General features: G+C 49.9%; 18 protein-coding genes and 1 rRNA gene. 14 read left to right on the plus strand and 5 right to left on the minus strand.

Annotated elements, in window-relative coordinates:
* From JI741_RS19390 to JI741_RS19400, 3 genes are read left to right on the plus strand one after another with little or no spacing between them, the layout of a single operon-like run.
* The gene (locus tag JI741_RS19390) at window positions 1–1,056 is read left to right on the plus strand and encodes a glycosyltransferase family 9 protein (protein ID WP_202012734.1); all 1,056 of its coding nucleotides are present in this window, start codon (window positions 1–3) and stop codon (window positions 1,054–1,056) included.
* A complete protein-coding gene (locus JI741_RS19395) occupies window positions 1,053–1,559 on the plus strand; it encodes a GNAT family N-acetyltransferase (RefSeq protein ID WP_202012736.1) in 507 nt (168 codons plus the stop codon). Before JI741_RS19390 ends, JI741_RS19395 begins: the two co-directional genes overlap by 4 nt.
* On the plus strand, window positions 1,556–2,176 hold the full coding sequence (locus JI741_RS19400; protein WP_202012738.1) for an HAD family hydrolase: 621 nt from the start codon (window positions 1,556–1,558) through the stop codon (window positions 2,174–2,176). Before JI741_RS19395 ends, JI741_RS19400 begins: the two co-directional genes overlap by 4 nt.
* 85 nt (window positions 2,177–2,261) lie before the next feature.
* Here JI741_RS19400 and rocD read toward each other — a convergent pair whose 3' ends face one another.
* On the minus strand, window positions 2,262–3,500 hold the full coding sequence (gene rocD / locus JI741_RS19405) for an ornithine--oxo-acid transaminase (RefSeq protein ID WP_202012740.1): 1,239 nt from the start codon (window positions 3,498–3,500) through the stop codon (window positions 2,262–2,264).
* Window positions 3,501–3,810: 310 nt separating this feature from the next.
* On the opposite strand from rocD, the gene JI741_RS19410 reads away from it, so the two are divergent.
* The 6 genes from JI741_RS19410 (at window position 3,811) to JI741_RS19435 (ending at window position 8,525) form a co-directional block, all read left to right on the plus strand.
* The gene (locus JI741_RS19410) at window positions 3,811–4,338 is read left to right on the plus strand and encodes an ORF6N domain-containing protein (RefSeq protein WP_202012742.1); all 528 of its coding nucleotides are present in this window, start codon (window positions 3,811–3,813) and stop codon (window positions 4,336–4,338) included.
* 43 nt (window positions 4,339–4,381) lie between these two features.
* On the plus strand, window positions 4,382–5,704 hold the full coding sequence (locus JI741_RS19415; protein WP_202012744.1) for a DNA recombination protein RmuC: 1,323 nt from the start codon (window positions 4,382–4,384) through the stop codon (window positions 5,702–5,704).
* A gap of 82 nt (window positions 5,705–5,786) precedes the next feature.
* On the plus strand, window positions 5,787–6,161 hold the full coding sequence (locus JI741_RS19420) for a co-chaperone GroES (protein ID WP_202012746.1): 375 nt from the start codon (window positions 5,787–5,789) through the stop codon (window positions 6,159–6,161).
* 23 nt (window positions 6,162–6,184) lie between these two features.
* The gene (locus JI741_RS19425; protein ID WP_202012748.1) at window positions 6,185–6,763 is read left to right on the plus strand and encodes a Uma2 family endonuclease; all 579 of its coding nucleotides are present in this window, start codon (window positions 6,185–6,187) and stop codon (window positions 6,761–6,763) included.
* Window positions 6,763–6,966, plus strand: a complete 204-nt coding sequence (locus JI741_RS19430; protein ID WP_202012750.1) for a hypothetical protein — start codon at window positions 6,763–6,765, stop codon at window positions 6,964–6,966. The genes JI741_RS19425 and JI741_RS19430 overlap by 1 nt, the downstream gene beginning before the upstream one ends.
* A gap of 107 nt (window positions 6,967–7,073) precedes the next feature.
* Window positions 7,074–8,525, plus strand: coding sequence for an aminopeptidase P family protein (locus JI741_RS19435; RefSeq protein ID WP_202012751.1), 1,452 nt, complete (start codon window positions 7,074–7,076; stop codon window positions 8,523–8,525).
* An 85-nt stretch (window positions 8,526–8,610) separates the two neighbouring features.
* On the opposite strand, the gene JI741_RS19440 is transcribed toward JI741_RS19435, so the two are convergent.
* A complete protein-coding gene (locus tag JI741_RS19440; protein ID WP_202012752.1) occupies window positions 8,611–9,030 on the minus strand; it encodes a nucleoside-diphosphate kinase in 420 nt (139 codons plus the stop codon).
* Between the two features lie 224 nt (window positions 9,031–9,254).
* Here JI741_RS19440 and JI741_RS19445 point away from each other — a divergent pair, with 224 nt between their 5' ends.
* From JI741_RS19445 to JI741_RS19465, 5 genes are all read left to right on the plus strand, one after another.
* The gene (locus JI741_RS19445; RefSeq protein ID WP_202012753.1) at window positions 9,255–10,268 is read left to right on the plus strand and encodes a DHH family phosphoesterase; all 1,014 of its coding nucleotides are present in this window, start codon (window positions 9,255–9,257) and stop codon (window positions 10,266–10,268) included.
* A 64-nt stretch (window positions 10,269–10,332) separates the two neighbouring features.
* Entirely contained in the window at window positions 10,333–11,223 is an 891-nt protein-coding gene (locus tag JI741_RS19450) for an FKBP-type peptidyl-prolyl cis-trans isomerase (protein WP_202012754.1), read from the plus strand.
* 21 nt (window positions 11,224–11,244) lie between these two features.
* Entirely contained in the window at window positions 11,245–12,168 is a 924-nt protein-coding gene (locus JI741_RS19455) for an FKBP-type peptidyl-prolyl cis-trans isomerase (protein ID WP_202012755.1), read from the plus strand.
* 127 nt (window positions 12,169–12,295) lie between these two features.
* Window positions 12,296–12,886 (plus strand): RdgB/HAM1 family non-canonical purine NTP pyrophosphatase, encoded by a 591-nt coding sequence (rdgB, locus tag JI741_RS19460; RefSeq protein WP_202012756.1) that lies wholly within the window; start codon window positions 12,296–12,298, stop codon window positions 12,884–12,886.
* A gap of 34 nt (window positions 12,887–12,920) precedes the next feature.
* Window positions 12,921–13,535 (plus strand): uridine kinase family protein, encoded by a 615-nt coding sequence (locus JI741_RS19465; protein WP_202012757.1) that lies wholly within the window; start codon window positions 12,921–12,923, stop codon window positions 13,533–13,535.
* A gap of 73 nt (window positions 13,536–13,608) precedes the next feature.
* Here the strand turns inward: JI741_RS19465 and secDF are convergent, their stop codons facing one another.
* The 3 genes from secDF to rrf all read right to left on the minus strand — a co-directional run bounded on the left by secDF (window position 13,609) and on the right by rrf (window position 17,547).
* Window positions 13,609–16,581, minus strand: a complete 2,973-nt coding sequence (gene secDF, locus JI741_RS19470) for a protein translocase subunit SecDF (RefSeq protein WP_202012758.1) — start codon at window positions 16,579–16,581, stop codon at window positions 13,609–13,611.
* 99 nt (window positions 16,582–16,680) lie between these two features.
* Entirely contained in the window at window positions 16,681–17,034 is a 354-nt protein-coding gene (locus JI741_RS19475; protein ID WP_202012759.1) for a hypothetical protein, read from the minus strand.
* Window positions 17,035–17,435: 401 nt separating this feature from the next.
* Window positions 17,436–17,547: ribosomal RNA gene (gene rrf / locus JI741_RS19480) — 5S ribosomal RNA — on the minus strand.
* Window positions 17,548–17,550 lie beyond the last annotated feature (3 nt).

Here is a 17,550-nt window from a genome sequence, read left to right on the forward strand (position 1 = left end):
GTGGCACTAAAAAAAATATTGATCCTACGCTTTTCCGCCATGGGCGATGTGGTGCTCCTGGTGCCCGTTGTGCGCGCCCTGGTGAACGCCTATCCCGACGTTGAAGTGACGGTGGTGACCCGTCCCAAATTTGCGTCGTTCTTCACCGACATCGAGCGCGTGGTTCCCTTCCCGGCCGATGTCGACTATACCTACACCGGCATCTTTGGCATGCGCGAACTGTTCAAGAAGCTGCTGCGCAAAGGCACCTACGACCTGGTGGTGGACATGCACGATCACATGCGCACCATTTTGCTGCGCAGCCTTTTCAAAATCTTTGGACAGCGCGTGGTGGTGTTTGAAAAAGGACGACCGGAAAAACACACGTTCACCCAAAAAGAAAACAAACGCACCGAGCCGTTGCCCCACACCGTGGAACGCTATCGCATGGCCTTCGAAAAAGCAGGCTATCCGTTTGCCATTGGCGCCGCACCCTACATGGTGTTGAAAGACAGCACACGCGAGCAGGTCGCGGAGTGGCTCACCAAAAACAACCTGGTAAAGAAAGAACGCTGGATCGGCATCGCGCCGTTTGCCGCCCACACCTCCAAAATCTGGCCGCTGCAAAACTACAGCCCGTTGATGGAGCAATTGATCAAACAAGGACCCGTGAAATTTTTTCTGTTTGGCGGAGGCGAGAAAGAAGTGGCCTTCTTTGATTCGCTGCTCAAAAAATTTCCCGAACACGTGGTCATTGCCGCGGGCCAGCTAAAACTGAAACAGGAGCTTGCGCTCATGCAGCACCTCGACGGCATGCTGTGTGTAGATTCGTCGAACATGCACCTGGCCGCGCTCATGGGAATACCGCTGCTCTCCATCTGGGGTGGCACACATCCCGACGTGGGCTTCGGACCTTTCCGCAAGGGCGAAGAAAGCATCGTGCAAATTAGCCGCGAAGAACTTCCGTGCAGGCCGTGTTCCGTATACGGAAAAGAAAAATGTTTCCGGGGCGACTTTGCCTGTCTGAACCGCATCACTCCCGAGTTGGTGGCCGGCAGGCTTGAACATATCAAGTGACCGCCGTTCTCGAAACACCTCGGTTGCTGCTGCGCGAATTTTCGGAAGCCGATGCTGTCGGGATGTTTGCACTAAACAACGACCCGTTGGTGATTCAATACACCGGCGATCCTCCCTTCGCGTCTGAAGAGGCAACCCGCACATTCATTCAACACTATTCCAACTACAAAACAGCTGGCTATGGCCGATGGACCACGCTGCTGAAACCTTCCATGGCCTACATAGGCTGGTGTGGATTGAGCTACAATGTAGCGACGGATGAAACCGACCTGGGTTTTCGCTTTTCGCAACGGTATTGGAACCAGGGGTTTGCCACCGAAGCGGCAAAAGCTTGCCTTGACTATGGCTTCAATACGCTGAGGCTCCGGAAAATTATTGGGCGCGCCATGAAAGAAAACCGCGCGTCGATCCGGGTGCTGGAAAAAATCGGGATGACCTTTGAAAAAGAATTTGAAGCACACGGGGCATCCTGTGTGAAATATTTTCGTACACCACAACCATGAAGAACAACACAATAGACACCGTGATCTTTGATCTGGGCGGTGTGCTCATCGACTGGAACCCACGCTACCTCTACCGGAAAATCTTCAAGACCGAAGACGAAATCGACTGGTTCCTGGGCAACGTCTGCACCGCCGACTGGAACGACAAACAGGACGGCGGCCGTTCGTTCCGCGAAGCCACCGATGAACTGCTGGCCCTGCATCCCCAATTTGCCGAACCCATCAACGCCTGGTATGATCGCTGGCAGGAAACCATTCAAGGTTCACTGCCTGGCACCGTCGACATTCTGAAAGAAATCAAAACTGCCTCGAAACATCGGCTTTATGCGCTCACCAACTGGTCGGCCGAGTCGTTCCCATGGGCACTCGACAATTTCGAATTCCTCCATTGGTTTGAAGGCATTGTGGTGTCGGGTGTGGAAAAAACACGGAAGCCTTTTCCCGAGTTCTACCAGATTCTTTTCGATCGCTACAACGTGGACCCCGCACGCGCCATCTTCATCGACGACAATCACAAAAACATTGTTGGGGCAAATGCGATCGGTCTTCCCACCATCCATTTCCACTCGCCCGAGCAGCTTCGTTCCGAATTGAAAAGCCTGGGCGTTTTATCGTGAAAAACTTTTCCAAAAAAAATACGGTGCCTGCATATGCGGGCACCGTATTTTCTTGATAGATCAGGATGATTCAGTTCCTTGATTTTTATTTCGTGGCGTTCAGCACGCACTTCTCAATGATATCGCAGCATTCGTGAATTTGCTCTTCGGTGATCACCAACGGGGGAGCCAGGCGAATGATGTTGCCGTGTGTGGGTTTTGCCAGCAGGCCGTTGCGCATCAGTTCTTCACAAAGGTTCCAGGCGGTGTCGCTTTCGGGCGAATCGTTAATAACAATCGCGTTCAACAATCCTTTGCCTCTCACTTTGGTGATGAGCGTTGTCTTCTTCATCAACTCGGTCATGCGGGTTCTGAACACCACGCCGAGGCGATGCGCATTTTCGGCAAGCTTCTCGTCTTCCACCACTTGCAGCGCTTCCATGCACACCACGGCGGCCAGCGGGTTGCCGCCAAAGGTTGAGCCATGTTCGCCGGGTTTGATCACCAGCATAATTTCATCGTCGGCCAACACGAGCGAGACGGGCAACACGCCCCCCGACAACGCCTTTCCGAGAATGAGCAAATCGGGACGCACGCCTTCGTGATCGGACGCCAGCATTTCGCCTGTGCGGGCAATGCCGGTTTGAATTTCGTCCATCATCAGCAGCACGTTGTTTTTGTGACAGAGGGTTTCGGCCGCCTTCAGGTAGCCTTCGGCTGGAACATAAACGCCGGCTTCACCCTGAATGGGTTCGATCCACAACGCGCAAACGTTAGGGTTGGCCAACGCCTTTTCAAGGGCAGCCACGTTGTCGTAGTCAACCACCTCAAAGCCCGGCATGAACGGACCAAAGCCCGCACGCGCCGACGGATCGGACGATGCCGAAATGATGGTGGTGGTGCGGCCGTGAAAATTCTGGCGCGCCGCCACAATCACGGCCTGATCGGTCGGGATTCCTTTTTTTGTATAGCCCCACTTGCGGGCAAGTTTGATGGCCGTTTCGTTGGCTTCTGCGCCGCTGTTCATGAACAGGGCCTTGTCGTAGCCAAACAATTCGCACACATATTTTTCGGCGATGCCCAGCTTGTCGTTGTGAAAGGCACGCGAGGTGAGCGTCAACTCTTTTGCCTGGCCAATCAACGCATCAATAATGCGCGGGTGGCAATGGCCCTGGTTCACGGCGCTGTAGGCAGACAAAAAATCGAAATAACGTTTGCCTTCCACGTCCCATAAAAAAACACCGTCGCCCTTGCTGAGCACCACGGGAAGCGGATGATAGTTGTGCGCTCCGTATTGCTCTTCCAGTAAAATAGCCTCTTGGCTTGAGTTGATCGTTTCCACCATAAAATTCGGTTTGAAGCACTTTGTGCCATTACAAATCTATCAAATAGGCGCCTGAAAGCCTAGATCGTGGGGACAACGAAGTGGCGTATTGTCCGCGCCCCGGAACCAAAAACAAAGTTTAAACGATTTAAACCCAGAATTTCAGCCACCATTTTTGATACGATTTTTTTATCTGCGACAATCAAATTCAAGCATTTCCACGCCTCTTTCCGGAAAAAAATAAACGCTTACAAACTGTTTGGCTACACCAGCATCACCATCGTCCCAAAGGCGGTATTTTCACTTCCATCAAACGTAAAGACAAGCCGTTATGTCGCCAACATCCGTTCTGCCCGAAGAGCACATCTTCCAAAAAATTTATGTCATCCACGATCAGAAGGTGCTGCTCGACGCGGACCTCAGCAAACTGTATGGCGTTCCCACAAAAGTTCTGAAGCAAGCGGTGAAGCGAAACCGGACCCGGTTTCCGCCCGACTTCATGTTTGAGCTTTCGCCGGACGAGTGGGAAGACTTGAGGTCACAAATTGTGACCTCAAGTTGGGGAGGCTCGCGCTATGTGCCCATGGCGTTCACAGAGCAAGGCGTGGCCATGTTGTCGTCGGTGCTCAAAAGCCCGCAGGCCATCGACGTCAACATCCAGATCATGCGGGTGTTTGTGAAGATGCGGCAGCTCATCATGTCCTACAAAGATCTGCTGGCGCGAATCGAATCGCTGGAGACTGCCGGCGCAGATCGGAACAAACACATCCGTAACATCTATGCCCTCATCAAGGAATTGTTGGAACCTGCCGCACACCCGCGCCCTATCGGTTTCAAAACAAATCGCGATAAAGACTGATTTTGCTTGGCCTCACCCTAATCCTGAAATATCTTTACGCCTCATGGACATCATTTTATTACTTGTTGGAATCAGTGTGGGAGCCGTGGCGTCGTGGCTGATATTTAAATTCAAAGGTTCGGCCGAAGGGCAGGGACATAGCACAGCCATTCTGGTAGAGCAGGAGAAGGGCAAAGCATTGCAAACGCAACTTTTGGAAATGAAGCGCGAACTTGACCTGGAGCGGAGAAGCGCCATGGAAGCCAACAACAGCCTGGCCAGCGCCGAAGCCGATTATCGCAACCTACAGGAAAAACTTTCGGAGCAGCGCAAGGAAGTAGAAAATTTGAACGAACGTTTTGCCGTGCAATTCAAAAACCTGGCAAACGAGATTTTTGAAGACAAGAGCAAAAAATTCACAGACCAAAACAAAGCCAACATCTTTGACTTGCTGAAACCCCTCGGCGAGAAGATTGTGCAGTTCGAGAAGAAAGTAGAAGAAACACATCGCGACTCTATCTCCAGAAATTCCGCCCTGCGCGAGCAACTCGAAAACCTGCAGAAGCTGAACGTGCAAATGACACGCGAAGCCGAAAACCTGACACGCGCCCTCCGCGGCGACACCAAAGCGCAAGGTGCCTGGGGCGAATTCATTCTCGAAAGCATCCTGGAAAAATCGGGCCTGGAAAAAGATCGCGAATATTTTGTTCAGGAATCGTTCACCACCGCCGAAGGTCGCCTTCGCCCCGATGTGATCATCCGCCTTCCGGAAGGAAAACACGTGATCGTAGATTCGAAAGTGAGCCTCACGGCCTACAACAACTTTGTGAATTCGGATGTGGATGCCGACAAAGTGATGTATCTCAAAAATCACCTTGTCTCCATCCGGCAACACATGCGCTTGCTGGGCGACAAAAATTATCAACGCAACATTTCCGACAACAGCCCCGACTTTGTGATCATGTTCATTCCCATTGAACCGGCCTACATCCTGGCCATTCAAAGTGAAAAGACGTTGTATGAAGAGGCGCTTGAAAAACGTATTGTCTTTGTGAGCCCCACGTTGCTCATCCCGTCGTTGCAGCTCATCAAAAACACGTGGAAGCAGGAATATCAAAACCGGAACACCGCCGAGATTGTGCGGCAGGCCACCGGGCTCTACGAAAAATTTAAAGGCTTCACCGAAGACCTCATCGAAATCGGCGGGGCCCTTCGCAAAACGCAGACGAGCTACGAAAGTGCTATGAACAAACTAACATCGGGCACGGGCAACCTTGTGCGACGCGTTGAAGAATTCAAGAAGCTTGGAATTTCTCCCAGCAAAAACGTGGACCAACGCCTTGTGGACCGGGCCACCGACCAAGGCGATTTGTTTGACGCAAAGTAAGAATTTCAAAAATGAACGTTGGCTTCCAATCAACCCGGAAACTTTTTCCACACGAATTGCATTCGCAGTAAATATTTGACGTATGAAAATCACAGCAGACAACAAGCTAAAAAAACTGATCGTGGTAGGCGACCGCGTGCTGATCAAAACAGGCAAACAATCCGACAAAACGGCCAGCGGCCTATACCTCCCGCCGGGTGTTCAGGAGAAAGAAAAAATTCAAAGCGGCTATGTCATCAAAGTCGGCCCGGGCTATCCATTGCCCTTGCCTGCCGACGAAGACGATGTGTGGAAAGGCAAAGAAGACTCCGTGAAATATCTGCCCCTGCAGGCACAGGAGGGCGACCTGGCCATCTTCCTGCAAAAAGGCGCTATTGAAGTGATTTACGAGGAAGAAAAATATTTCATTGTTCCACAAGCGTCCATTTTGATGCTGGAGCGTGAAGAGGATTTATAAAATCGATTGGTTAATTTTATAGCATGCGTTCAACACCTCCCAAATCATATCCCGAAGGCCTCACAGACGACGAGTTTTTCGTAGTCTGCGAATCGCATCCGGGCTGGCGGTTCGAACGCGACGTTACCGGTAAAGTCACAGTTATGTCACCTGTCGGAGCCAACTCAAGTAATAAAAATTTCACCCTCACAGTGCTTTTTGGAAACTGGCTTCACGAACATCCCGAACTTGGCTATGCATTCGATTCGTCGGCAGGATTCACACTACCCGATGGTTCTATTCGCTCTCCGGATTTGTCGTGGATTAAGAAAGAACGTTGGGAAGTTTTGACGCCCGAGGAACGCAACAAATTCGCCCCCGTTTGTCCCGACTTTGTGGTGGAGCTACGCTCGGCGTCAGATGTGTTGAAAACGCTTCAAACCAAAATGACGGAGTGGATCAATAACGGATGCCAATTGGGCTGGCTCATTGATCCCCTGGAACAAAAAGTTTTTATCTACCAACCCGGCAAACCACCCGAAGAATTTTCGGGCTTTCACCACAAACTTTCCGGCGGCGCACTGCTTCCGGAATTTGAACTTGACCTTCTAAAACTGAAATAATGGCCGGGCTTTCTTTTGATGTGTTGCGTGCTGGACGAAAATACCGCCTCATAAATTTTGGAGAGCGAAATGAATTTGTCATCGAAAAAGTCCTCGTCGATGGCGATTTTAAAGTGAAAGACTTGCTCACGCTCGAAACCTATAAGCTGAAAGACCTGCTCGCCTATGGAAAAGGAAAAGACTATCAGCTCGAAGAAATTTAATTGATCAGCTATTATCATCCAAAACCCGCCCTCCTTCCGGTTTCCCGGCCGGATATCATGTCGGCTTTAGCGGTTTTTTCACGACCTTTGAAGAAATCTGTGATCGTATGAAAGTGCTGGCATTGCTCGCTTGTTTACTGCTCTCCCTGCCTGGGTTTTCCCAGGAATCCCGTCCCGAAGATTTCCTGACGGCCGACTTCCACAAAGACCGTCGCCAAAAACTGCGCGAGAAATTGCCGCCCAATTCGGTGGCCGTGTTCTTTGCCAATCCCGTGCGCAACCGCGCCAACGATGTGGACTTTGTTTACCACCAGGATCCGGATTTCTACTACCTCACCGGGTATAAAGAAACCGACGCCGTGTTGTTCATTTTCAAAGACAAACAAACCGCGGCAAACGGAGCCGCCTACGACGAAATCATCTTCGTGCGCCCCAACAACGAAAGTCAGGAATTGTGGACCGGCAAACGGCTCGGCACCGAGGGCGTGAAATCGCAGCTCGGCCTGAACCAGGCGTTCAGCAACACCACATTCAAAAAATACAAAGTCGACTTCACAAAATTCTCGCAAGTTCTCTTCACCGATTTCACTAACGACGTGCGCGACAACGCATTGGATTCGGCCGACCTCTACAGCCTCATCGAACAATTTAAAGCGAAAGCGAACTATCCCTCGAAAACTCCTGCCTTAGGCATCCAGCCCGAACCAAAGAAAAACAACCTGAACACTACCGGCCTCGACGGAATTCTGAACGACCTCCGGGGAATCAAAACCCCACAGGAACTTGCGCTGATCCGCAAAGCGGTTTCCATATCGTGCACCTCGCAGCGCGAAGTGATGAAGGCCATCAAACCCGGCATGTCGGAACGCGAAATCCAGGGCATTCATGAATTTGTATTCAAAAAATATCAGGCCGAAGATGTGGGCTACCCTTCTATTGTAGGGGCCGGCAACAACGGGTGCATTCTTCACTATGAAGACAACTACAAACCTGCCATCAACAGCAAGGAAATGATTTTGATGGATTTGGGTGCAGAGTATCACGGCTACAGCGCCGACATCACGCGCACCATTCCTGTGTCGGGCAAGTTTACGCCCGAACAAAAACAGATCTATGAACTGGTGCTGGCGGCACAGGAAGAGGCCATGAAAATTTGCAAGCCCGGCGCTTCCTTTTATGAGCTCGGTGTGGCCACCCGAAAAACAATCAACAAGGGATTGAAAGACCTGGGCATCATCGCTAAAGAAACCGACACACATTCCTACTATCCCCACGGCTGCTGCCACCACATTGGCCTTGACGTGCACGACAAAGGCACAACGGACCGGCTGGTCGAAAACATGGTGATCACCATCGAACCGGGCATCTACATTCCCGAAAATTCAAAGTGCGACAAACGCTGGTGGGGCATTGCCGTGCGCATCGAAGACGACTACCTCATCACCAAAGATGGCTACGACCAGCTTTCAAAACTTGCTCCACGCAAAGTTGAAGACGTGGAAGCTTTAATGAAACAACCCAGCGCCCTCGACGATTTCATCTTGCCCGACCTTCACTAGTTTTAACTAACGGACACGCATAAAAAAAGCGTCCCACTTTTCAGGGGACGCTTTTTTTATTTCTTCTCTATTCTTCTACCGGAGCTTAAAAACGCTCCAGGCCCGAAAAAAAGAAGCTGCTTTCAATGGCTGCATTCTCGTCGCTGTCGGATCCGTGAATAGCGTTTGCTTCGATCGACTTGGCAAACAAGTTGCGGATGGTTCCGGGTTCAGCTTTCTTGGGATCGGTAGCACCGATGAGCTTGCGGAAATCTTCCACTGCGTTGGCTTTCTCGAGAATCATCGGAATGATGGCGCCCGACGACATGTATTCGCAAAGTTCTTTATAGAAAGAGCGCTCTTTGTGAACGGCATAGAATTCGCCGGCACGCTCTTCGGTGAGTTGTGTCTTTTTCACGGCCACAACGCGAAAACCTGCTTCTTCAATCAATTTGATAATGGCGCCTGAATTTGCTGCGCTAACGGCGTCAGGCTTAATCATAGTAAATGTTCTGTTTCCTGCCATAATATGGTGTTTATCTTAATTTGGTTACGGATATACGGGTTCAGACTCCCGCCGGGGGAAATTCTTCTAAACGGCCGCAAAAATAGTATATAAGTCCGTAGTGCAAATGGCACGGGCCGTAGTTTTTAAAGTTTAACTGGTCGTATAGTCCTGAACTATTGATTCTTGCGTATTGACTATGCATTAAAATTGCTCATTTTTGCCACTTGCTTTTTCAGGAAGCTATGCAAAACCTTACTGCCTTTAAAGAGTACGTCAGCACACCCCGCAAGGTGGTCATTCTGACCCACTTCAAGCCCGATGCCGACGCGCTGGGCTCGTCGCTGGGTTTGGCTGGCTACCTGAAGAAAAAGGGGCACGCCGTCACTGTTATCACCCCAAGCGACTATCCCGATTTTATTGGGTGGATGCCCGGAAACGAGCAAGTGATGGTTTTTCAGAAAGAAAAGCCCGCACCCTGCGCCAATGCCATCGCGGCGGCCGACCTCATCTTTTGCCTCGATTTCAGCAGCCTGAATCGCATCAACGAACTGGGCGAAATGGTGCGCCAGTCGCCCGTGAAAAAAGTGCTGATCGACCACCACCTCGAACCCGAAAAATTTGCCGATTTCGAGCAATGGGACGGCACCGCCGCCTCAACTGCCGAGCTGGTTTTTCAGCTGATTGTAGAGCTGGGCGACAGGGACCTTGTGGACAGCAACATGGCCGATTGCCTCTATGCCGGCATCATGACCGACACCGGTGGTTTCAGGCATTCCAACACCAACTACAGGGTTTTTCAGACCGTGGCCGACCTCGTGCAGCGGGGCGCCAATCCCTATAAAGTTTCGAAACTGATCTACGAAACAAACTCACTCGAACGGCTCCGCCTCATGGGCTATGTGCTCTGGGAAAAACTTCAGGTGTTGCCGGAATATCGCACGGCCTACATCGTTCTGACTTCGGACGAGCTGAAGCGATTTGGCTCTCAGACGGGCGACACCGAAGGGCTGGTGAACTATGGACTTTCCATTAAAGGCATAAAACTGTCGGTCATCATCTCCGATCGCAAAGACAACATCAAGCTTTCGCTGCGCTCGCTGGGCGAATTTTCGGTGAATGAAATGGCCCGCGCACATTTTCAGGGCGGAGGCCACCGAAACGCCGCCGGTGGCCAGTCAAACCTGCCGCTGGACCAGACCGTGAAAAAATTCCTGGAACTGCTGCCCCAGTACAAAGACCAATTGCTGGCCGACTAAAATTAAAAATTCAAACCGCGTTACAACTTTTTAAAACCATAAACTGTCTAACCAAAACTAAATCATGAATAGAATTTCAATAGTGCTTCTCGGACTTGCGTTGCTGTGTGCTGCGTGCGACAAAAAAACCGAAAAAGTAACCCCTAACGGCCTCAAATTCACCGTGGTGACAGCCGGAAATGGCATACTTCCCAAAAAAGAAGACATCCTGGTGTTTGATTACATTTTGAGAGATTCCAAAGACTCCACCTGGAACAGCACACACGAAGAAGGCATGCCTTCGGCCGTGATGATTGCCGACAGCAGTGCCATCGCCACCGAAAACGGCATGGTGCAAATGTTCCGCATGCTCTCTAAAGGCGACAGCGTGGCCATGACTATGCCCGTCACAAAATTCTTCAAAGACATCGTGGGCCAGCCTGTGCCTCCCAAAGTAGACACCACCGTGACTATCTCATACTACCTGCAAGTGAAAGACATCATGCGCATGGAGCAATTCCGCGAGTTTCAAACCAAGCTCCTGGAAGCCAAAAAGAAAACACAGCCTGCTAAAGATGCGGCCCTCATTGCCAAATACCTCGACAAAAACAACATCAAAGCAGAGCAAGACACAACCGGTCTTCGCTACGTCATTCACTCACAAGGCAGTGGCGCAAAACCTTCGATCGAAAGCTGTGTGGAAGTGAAGTATAAAGGCACCTTGTTGAAAGAAGGCCGTGTGTTTGATCAATCCGAAAAAATAGCGTTCCCGTTGGGTGGCGTAATTGAAGGCTGGAAGCTGGGCATCCCCAAACTGGGCGTTGGCGATTCGGCTACATTCTATATTCCTTCTGCACTTGCTTATGGTCCTCAGGGATATCCCGGTGCCATTCCTCCGGATGCCATCCTCATCTTCGACGTGCAACTGCTGAGCGTAGCAACCGAATTTGATCAGGCAACGAGAAGTTGTAAATAAATAATTAACCAAATAAACCATATGAAGAAGAAATTAATTGGAGTTGGATGGGCGGCGTTGACGTTTGTGGGACTATCGTTTGTGCTATCCTCGTGTTTGAATTCGGGAGACACCTATAATTCACAACTACAGTTGACGCAGGATGTGACCGCGATTGACAATTTTCTTTCCACCAATAATATCTCTGCTGTGAAGGATATTAATGGTGTCCGTATGGTCATCACTAAGTTAGGCAGTGGCTTGCCCGGTCAGTTCACAGACTCTGTGGATGTAGATTATGTTGGAAAACTTTTTGGTTCGGGTGCCACGTTCGATAGCGGCAACACCAAAGGAAAAGTGCAGAACTACATCGACGGTTGGAAAATCGCGTTGACAACCCTGCCTGCCGGATCGGAAGCTACATTGTACATCCCTTCACTGTGGGGATACCAGAACCGCACTGACCTTGCAAAAATACCTGCGAACTCCATTCTCGTGTTCGACATTAAGTTCAACAAAGTGATGGTGGGTGGAACGCAAATTTCGCAATTCAAGACCGACACCACGGCCATCAACAACTACATCACAACAAAAGCTGTTGCCAATGTAGTGAAGGATGCCTCGGGTCTCCGCTATGTCATCACCTCGCCCGGCTCGGGACCAATTCCCAGCTGGTATAGCAAAGTGAAGCTGAAGTATTCTATCAAACTGCTGTCGGACGACACGAAGGTGTTGGCAACCGTTGAACGTGAGCCAACAGTCGACAGCTACAGCCGCGTGATCGACTACATCCATGGCATCAAAATCGGATTGCAAAAAATGCAAACCGGATCCAAAGCAACGCTCTACGTTCCCTCTGGATTTGCCTTTGGCGCACAGGGCGCACAGGATGGAAGCGGCTCTGTTATTATTTCGCCCAATACTCCACTCATCATCGACATTGAGCTGGTGAGCATTGTGAACTAACGATCATACTCATTTTCTCAAAAGAGGCTTGATGAAAATCATCAAGCCTCTTTTTTTTGATGACGTCGCACCGGAATGTGCGATTATTATTTTAGTACTTTTGAATTACTCACGCATCTTAAATCATATGAAACTTTGCTTTGCAACAAACAACGCCCATAAACTAAGTGAAGCCAGGCACGTGGCCGGGCCGCATATCGATATCGTGAGCCTGCAAGAAATTAACTGCTTCGAGGAACTGCCCGAAACAACCAACACACTCGAGGGCAACTCGCTTCAAAAAGCAGAGTACGTATACACACACTACCACCTTCCCTGTTTCTCTGACGACACCGGATTGGAAGTTGAAGCCCTCCATGGCGAACCAGGCGTTGACTCTGCACACTATGCCGGCCCACAGCGCAGCGCCGAAGAAAACATCGGCTTGTTGTTGCAAAAGCTGGAAGGCAAAACTAACCGTGCAGCCCAATTCCGCACCGTCATCACACTGATCGGCCTCACCCAGGAACCACTGCTTTTTGAAGGCATTGTGAAAGGAACCATCACGCTCGCCAAAAGAGGAACCTCCGGCTTTGGCTACGACCCGGTTTTTGTTCCGGAAGGCCACACGGTCACGTTTGCTGAAATGACCATGAGCGAAAAGAACACACTGAGCCATCGCGCACGGGCCCTGCAGAAATTGCAGGCGTTCCTTCAAAATCATTCCGCCGGCCGTTAAAAGTTATTTGTAACTTTGACGCATCTGAACCTGTATGCGTCAACCTTATACCATTGGCATTTCGGGCGGTAGCGGCTCCGGGAAAACTTTTTTCATCGAGCAGCTCTCGGCCCACTTTCAACCGCATGAAATTTGTCTGATCTCACAAGATCATTATTATAGACCTATCGAACACCAGGTCATCGACGACCAGGGTGTGCAAAACTTCGACCTTCCCGGCGCCATCGAACGCGATCAGCTTCACGCCGACATCCTGAAACTGAAACGGGGCGAAACGCTGTATAAAAAAGAATACACGTTCAACAAACCCAACGCAGTTCCCAAGACATTCGAATTCAGACCTGCACCCATACTCATTGTGGAAGGTCTCTTCGTGCAATACTATGCCGAAATTGAAAAGGAACTGGATCTCAAAATTTTCATTGAAGCCAAAGACTATCTCAAGCTCAGTCGCCGCATCCGAAGAGACAACGACGAACGCGGCTATGATCTCGACGACGTGCTCTATCGCTATCAACACCACGTGATGCCTGTCTATGAATCACTTATCAAACCCTTGATGCACCACGCCGATTTCATCATTCCCAACAACCGTCATTTCGAACGCGCGCTTCACGTCATTGTGAATGCCTTGAAGACGCACCTCTAACATACACTCCTTAAAAAAAGAAAAGGGTCCCGAAAAAATCGAGACCCTTTTTAGTATGCTGTTATTCGCCAGCTTATGCCGTCACCGGTTTGCCGGTAGCAGGTTTTGTTTCAGGAAGTTTGTCGTCTTTAGAGAAGTCTACCAGCACAGGTGTGCCGATACACAGCGACGAATACGTTCCGATCAACACACCGATCAACATCGCGAACGTGAATCCTTTAATGGTTTCTCCACCAAAGAAGAACAGAATCGTGATCACGAAGATGGTAGACATACCCGTGATGAGGGTACGGCTCAAGGTATCGTTCAACGCATCGTTCACCACACTTGAAATAGTTTGTCCGCTGCGTTTTGCGTTCAAGAACTCACGCACACGGTCGAACACCACCACGCTATCGTTGATGGAGTAACCAATCACCGTAAGAATTGCGGCCACAAACGACTGATCAATATCCAGCGAGAAAGGCATCACATCTTCCAGCAACACAAACAACGACAACACCACCAACACCGTGTGGAACAAACTCACCACAGTGCCCAGGGCAAACTGCCATTTTCTGAAGCGGATAAGAATATAAAGGAACATCAACGCCACGGCCACAGCCAGCGACCAGATGGCCGAGATCTTGATGTCATTCGCGATGGTAGGACCTACTTTGTATGAGCTCAGCACCGACACTTTATTGTCGGCAAATTTGCCAAGACCTTCGTTGAGCTTGTGTTCTGCCTGCGCCGTAGCTTCGTCAGAATCATCGTCGATCAGATAGCTGGTTGTGATCTTGTATTTTGTAGCACCACCAAACGTTTTCACTTCAGGGGCAGCTTCAAACGAAGCGGTCAGGCTTTCACGAATGGTTTGCGCCGTGAGCGGCTTTTGGAACTCGATCACATACGTGCGACCACCTTTGAAGTCTACACCATAGTTGAAGCCTTTAAAGGCCAACATTGTCATACCGGCAATGATGATTGCACCCGATACAGAATAATAAATCTTGCGATTGCCAATGAAGTTGACGTTGATGGAGCGGAATAAATTTTTCGACCAGCCTTGCGAGAAGCTGATGTTCACGCCTTTGCGAATGAAGTATTCAAAAATCACACGGGTGAAAAACACCGACGTGAAGAACGAACAGATGATACCGATGATCAGTGTCACCGCGAAGCCGTAGATCAGACCCGAGCCGAACGTCAACAACACAAAACCTTTAATGAGGGTGGTCACGTTCGAATCGATGATGGCCGTGAACGCACCTTTGTAGCCTGCGCGCACAGAAGCATCGAGGGTCTTGCCCGCGTTGATATCTTCTTTCACGCGTTCGTTGATGAGCACGTTTGCATCTACCGCGATAGCCAGCGACAACAAGATACCGGCGATACCGGGCAATGTCAGCGCAGAGTTCAGCGACGCAAGAATACCCAACAGAAAAATCAAGTTGAGAATAACGGCCAGATCGGCCACCCATCCGGATGCATTATACACCACGAACATAAAGAAGATGATGATAAGGAAGCCAACGATGATCGAGATGATACCGTTCTTGATCGACTCTTGTCCCAGTGTGGGGCCGACCGATGCTTCTTCAACGATTTTAGTAGGTGCGGGCAGTGAACCTGCTTTCAACACGTTGGCCAAATCCTTGGCTTCTTCAACGGTGAAGTTGCCCGAGATTTGCGAATTGCCATTGGGGATTTCACCATTTACCGAAGGTGCAGAATACACCACGTTGTCGAGCATGATGGCGATTCTTCCTTTCGGAGTTTTGCTGGAAGCTTCCGATGTCCACTTTGCCCACGTGCGTGTGCCTGCAGCATTCATGTTCATGCTAACTGCGGGACGAGCCAATTCGTCAAGGTCGTTGCGTGCATCCGTGATCACTTCGCCGGTCAGACGCGATTTGCCATTGCGGCCGATGTCGAGGAAATAGAGCTCGATGCCTTCTTGTCCGGAAAGATCTTTCTCTGCTTTGTTGCTCCAGAAAACACCAACAGTGCGGGGCAGCATGCTTTTGATGTCGGCACGACGGAAGATATCGTTGATCTTGGATGTGTCCTTAATAGAGTAGCGAAAGGCGCCCGGAGGTGTGCTCAACGCGAAGAGCGGCGACACGTTCAGGTTCTGAAGAGAGTCAAGTCCTTTGGCTACGTCTGCTGTTTTTGCAGAGTCTGATTTTGTATTGAGAGAGTCTCCCAGCAATGACGACAAGTCTTCTCCTTTTTTCTCTGTGCCGGCAACAGTTGTTGTGGCGGGAGCTGCTTTTTGTTCTTTCACCAACGCATCGTTGATGGCCAGAAGTGAAGCGTTGATGCTGTTCGGTTCAACAACGTCCCAGAATTCGAGACGGGCCACGCCTTGCAAAAGTTTGCGTACGCGTTGTGGGTTGTCGGCACCGGGAATTTCAACCTGAATCTGTCCGCTGCCAGGCAAACGCTGCACGTTAGGTTGTGATGTACCGAACTGATCGAGACGGTTACGGATGATGGTGAACGAGCGGTCGATGGCGCGTTCAATTTCAGCATTCACCACGCCAATCACTTTACTGTCGTCGTCGGTGATGGCGATGCTACCTTTTGTGAAAGAGTTGGCAAAGATTGTCGACAGTTTTTTGCCGGGATTATCTGTGCGATAAACATCAAAAAACACGTCGCTGAAATTTTTATGTGTTTGCTTTTGAATGACGTTTGCCTTTTTCAGCGCATTGAGGAAAGCAGAGTCCTGGCTATTGGCGCTGAGGCCTTTGATGATGTCGATGGGAGAAACCTCCAGCGTAACGTGCATACCGCCCTGAAGGTCGAGGCCGAGGCTAAGCTCGTTGTCTTTCACTTCCTTGTAGGTGTATTCAGCACCCAGGATGTTGTAGACCGGCGTGTTCCAGATCGAATCCAGGTAAGCCTGTTTTTTGTTAACATTCAATGCGCCCGATGGATCGGTGGCGAACGCAACGGCGTCGTTTTGCACTTTGCGCCCCACGAACGTGAAGGAGAGGTAGTAGAAGCACAACGCTGTGATCACTACCGTTAGAAAAATTACTAAACCTTTGTTTTGCATATGGTTGAAGAGAAAAATTACAAAATGAGAAATGGAGTACACAGGAAGGAGCAAACCTTGCCTGATGTGTTTTACCAGTCGATGCTAGTTAGCGGAGTGTTAGGGCGCGTTGGGCGATATGAAGCAGCCCAGCAGCGTCGAAAAGATTTTCTTTAGAGGTGACGCGACAAGAATATTGCGTTCTTCTGATGCATCTTCTCCGAGAAGAATTTCAAAAAGAAAAAACACATCCTGATTCAGCTGCACATGTGCCGAGGAAGGCAGATTGCTGGAGGGCAAGGAGAAATAAGCCTCATCCTTATCGGACTGATTTTCTTTTTGCTCCGTTTTCACGGACTTCTTGGAAACCTTGGCAGGGCCTGCGGTCTGGAAATAGAACAGTTGAAAAAACACAACAGCCATGGCGGCGATGATGCCGAGTGCCAAGGTCCATATGCGTTTTCCTGTTTTCATTTTTCTCCTTAGAAGGGTTACAAAAGTAGAAAATTGAAGGGTAAATACAAGAAAAAGCGCAGTCCTTTGCAGACGGCGGTGATGGTTTAAAGAAATCTTTTACAGGGACTTATCGATAACAACGGACTCATGACAAGAGAAGTAATGAGGTTCCGCACTTGGACATGGTGATGAGCAACTTAAGCGGCTAAAAACAAAAAAGAATACACAAACGACTTACTTTCCCGTCCGCCACTAGGGGGAAAAGTACCATCAGGCCCCGACACGTCGGGGACTTATCCTCCAGCTGGCGGATCGGCATGGGAAGAGGTTGAGGCTGATAAGATAAATGTTGATAGCGATTGAGCTTAGCTCAAAAACAAAAAAGCCTTGTTGATTACTCAACAAGGCTTATGATAAAAGATAGGCAACGACTTACTCTCCCGGGTGTTATCCAAGTACCATCAGCGCTGGCGGGCTTAACTGCTCTGTTCGGAATGGGAAGAGGTGATCCCCGCCGCTATAGTCACCTTAAGG

The organism is Chryseolinea lacunae (assembly GCF_016735595.1).
GTDB lineage: Bacteria > Bacteroidota > Bacteroidia > Cytophagales > Cyclobacteriaceae > Chryseolinea > Chryseolinea lacunae.

Coding starts and splice junctions, on each gene's coding strand:
- JI741_RS19475 (WP_202012759.1), bottom strand. CDS start 17,034: ATGAAAACAGGAAAACGCATATGGACCTTGGCACTCGGCATCATCGCC.
- JI741_RS19420 (WP_202012746.1), top strand. CDS start 5,787: ATGAAAATCACAGCAGACAACAAGCTAAAAAAACTGATCGTGGTAGGC.
- JI741_RS19400 (WP_202012738.1), top strand. CDS start 1,556: ATGAAGAACAACACAATAGACACCGTGATCTTTGATCTGGGCGGTGTG.
- rdgB (WP_202012756.1), top strand. CDS start 12,296: ATGAAACTTTGCTTTGCAACAAACAACGCCCATAAACTAAGTGAAGCC.
- JI741_RS19465 (WP_202012757.1), top strand. CDS start 12,921: ATGCGTCAACCTTATACCATTGGCATTTCGGGCGGTAGCGGCTCCGGG.
- JI741_RS19415 (WP_202012744.1), top strand. CDS start 4,382: ATGGACATCATTTTATTACTTGTTGGAATCAGTGTGGGAGCCGTGGCG.
- secDF (WP_202012758.1), bottom strand. CDS start 16,581: ATGCAAAACAAAGGTTTAGTAATTTTTCTAACGGTAGTGATCACAGCG.
- JI741_RS19440 (WP_202012752.1), bottom strand. CDS start 9,030: ATGGCAGGAAACAGAACATTTACTATGATTAAGCCTGACGCCGTTAGC.
- JI741_RS19435 (WP_202012751.1), top strand. CDS start 7,074: ATGAAAGTGCTGGCATTGCTCGCTTGTTTACTGCTCTCCCTGCCTGGG.
- JI741_RS19455 (WP_202012755.1), top strand. CDS start 11,245: ATGAAGAAGAAATTAATTGGAGTTGGATGGGCGGCGTTGACGTTTGTG.
- JI741_RS19410 (WP_202012742.1), top strand. CDS start 3,811: ATGTCGCCAACATCCGTTCTGCCCGAAGAGCACATCTTCCAAAAAATT.
- JI741_RS19430 (WP_202012750.1), top strand. CDS start 6,763: ATGGCCGGGCTTTCTTTTGATGTGTTGCGTGCTGGACGAAAATACCGC.
- JI741_RS19445 (WP_202012753.1), top strand. CDS start 9,255: ATGCAAAACCTTACTGCCTTTAAAGAGTACGTCAGCACACCCCGCAAG.
- rocD (WP_202012740.1), bottom strand. CDS start 3,500: ATGGTGGAAACGATCAACTCAAGCCAAGAGGCTATTTTACTGGAAGAG.
- JI741_RS19450 (WP_202012754.1), top strand. CDS start 10,333: ATGAATAGAATTTCAATAGTGCTTCTCGGACTTGCGTTGCTGTGTGCT.
- JI741_RS19425 (WP_202012748.1), top strand. CDS start 6,185: ATGCGTTCAACACCTCCCAAATCATATCCCGAAGGCCTCACAGACGAC.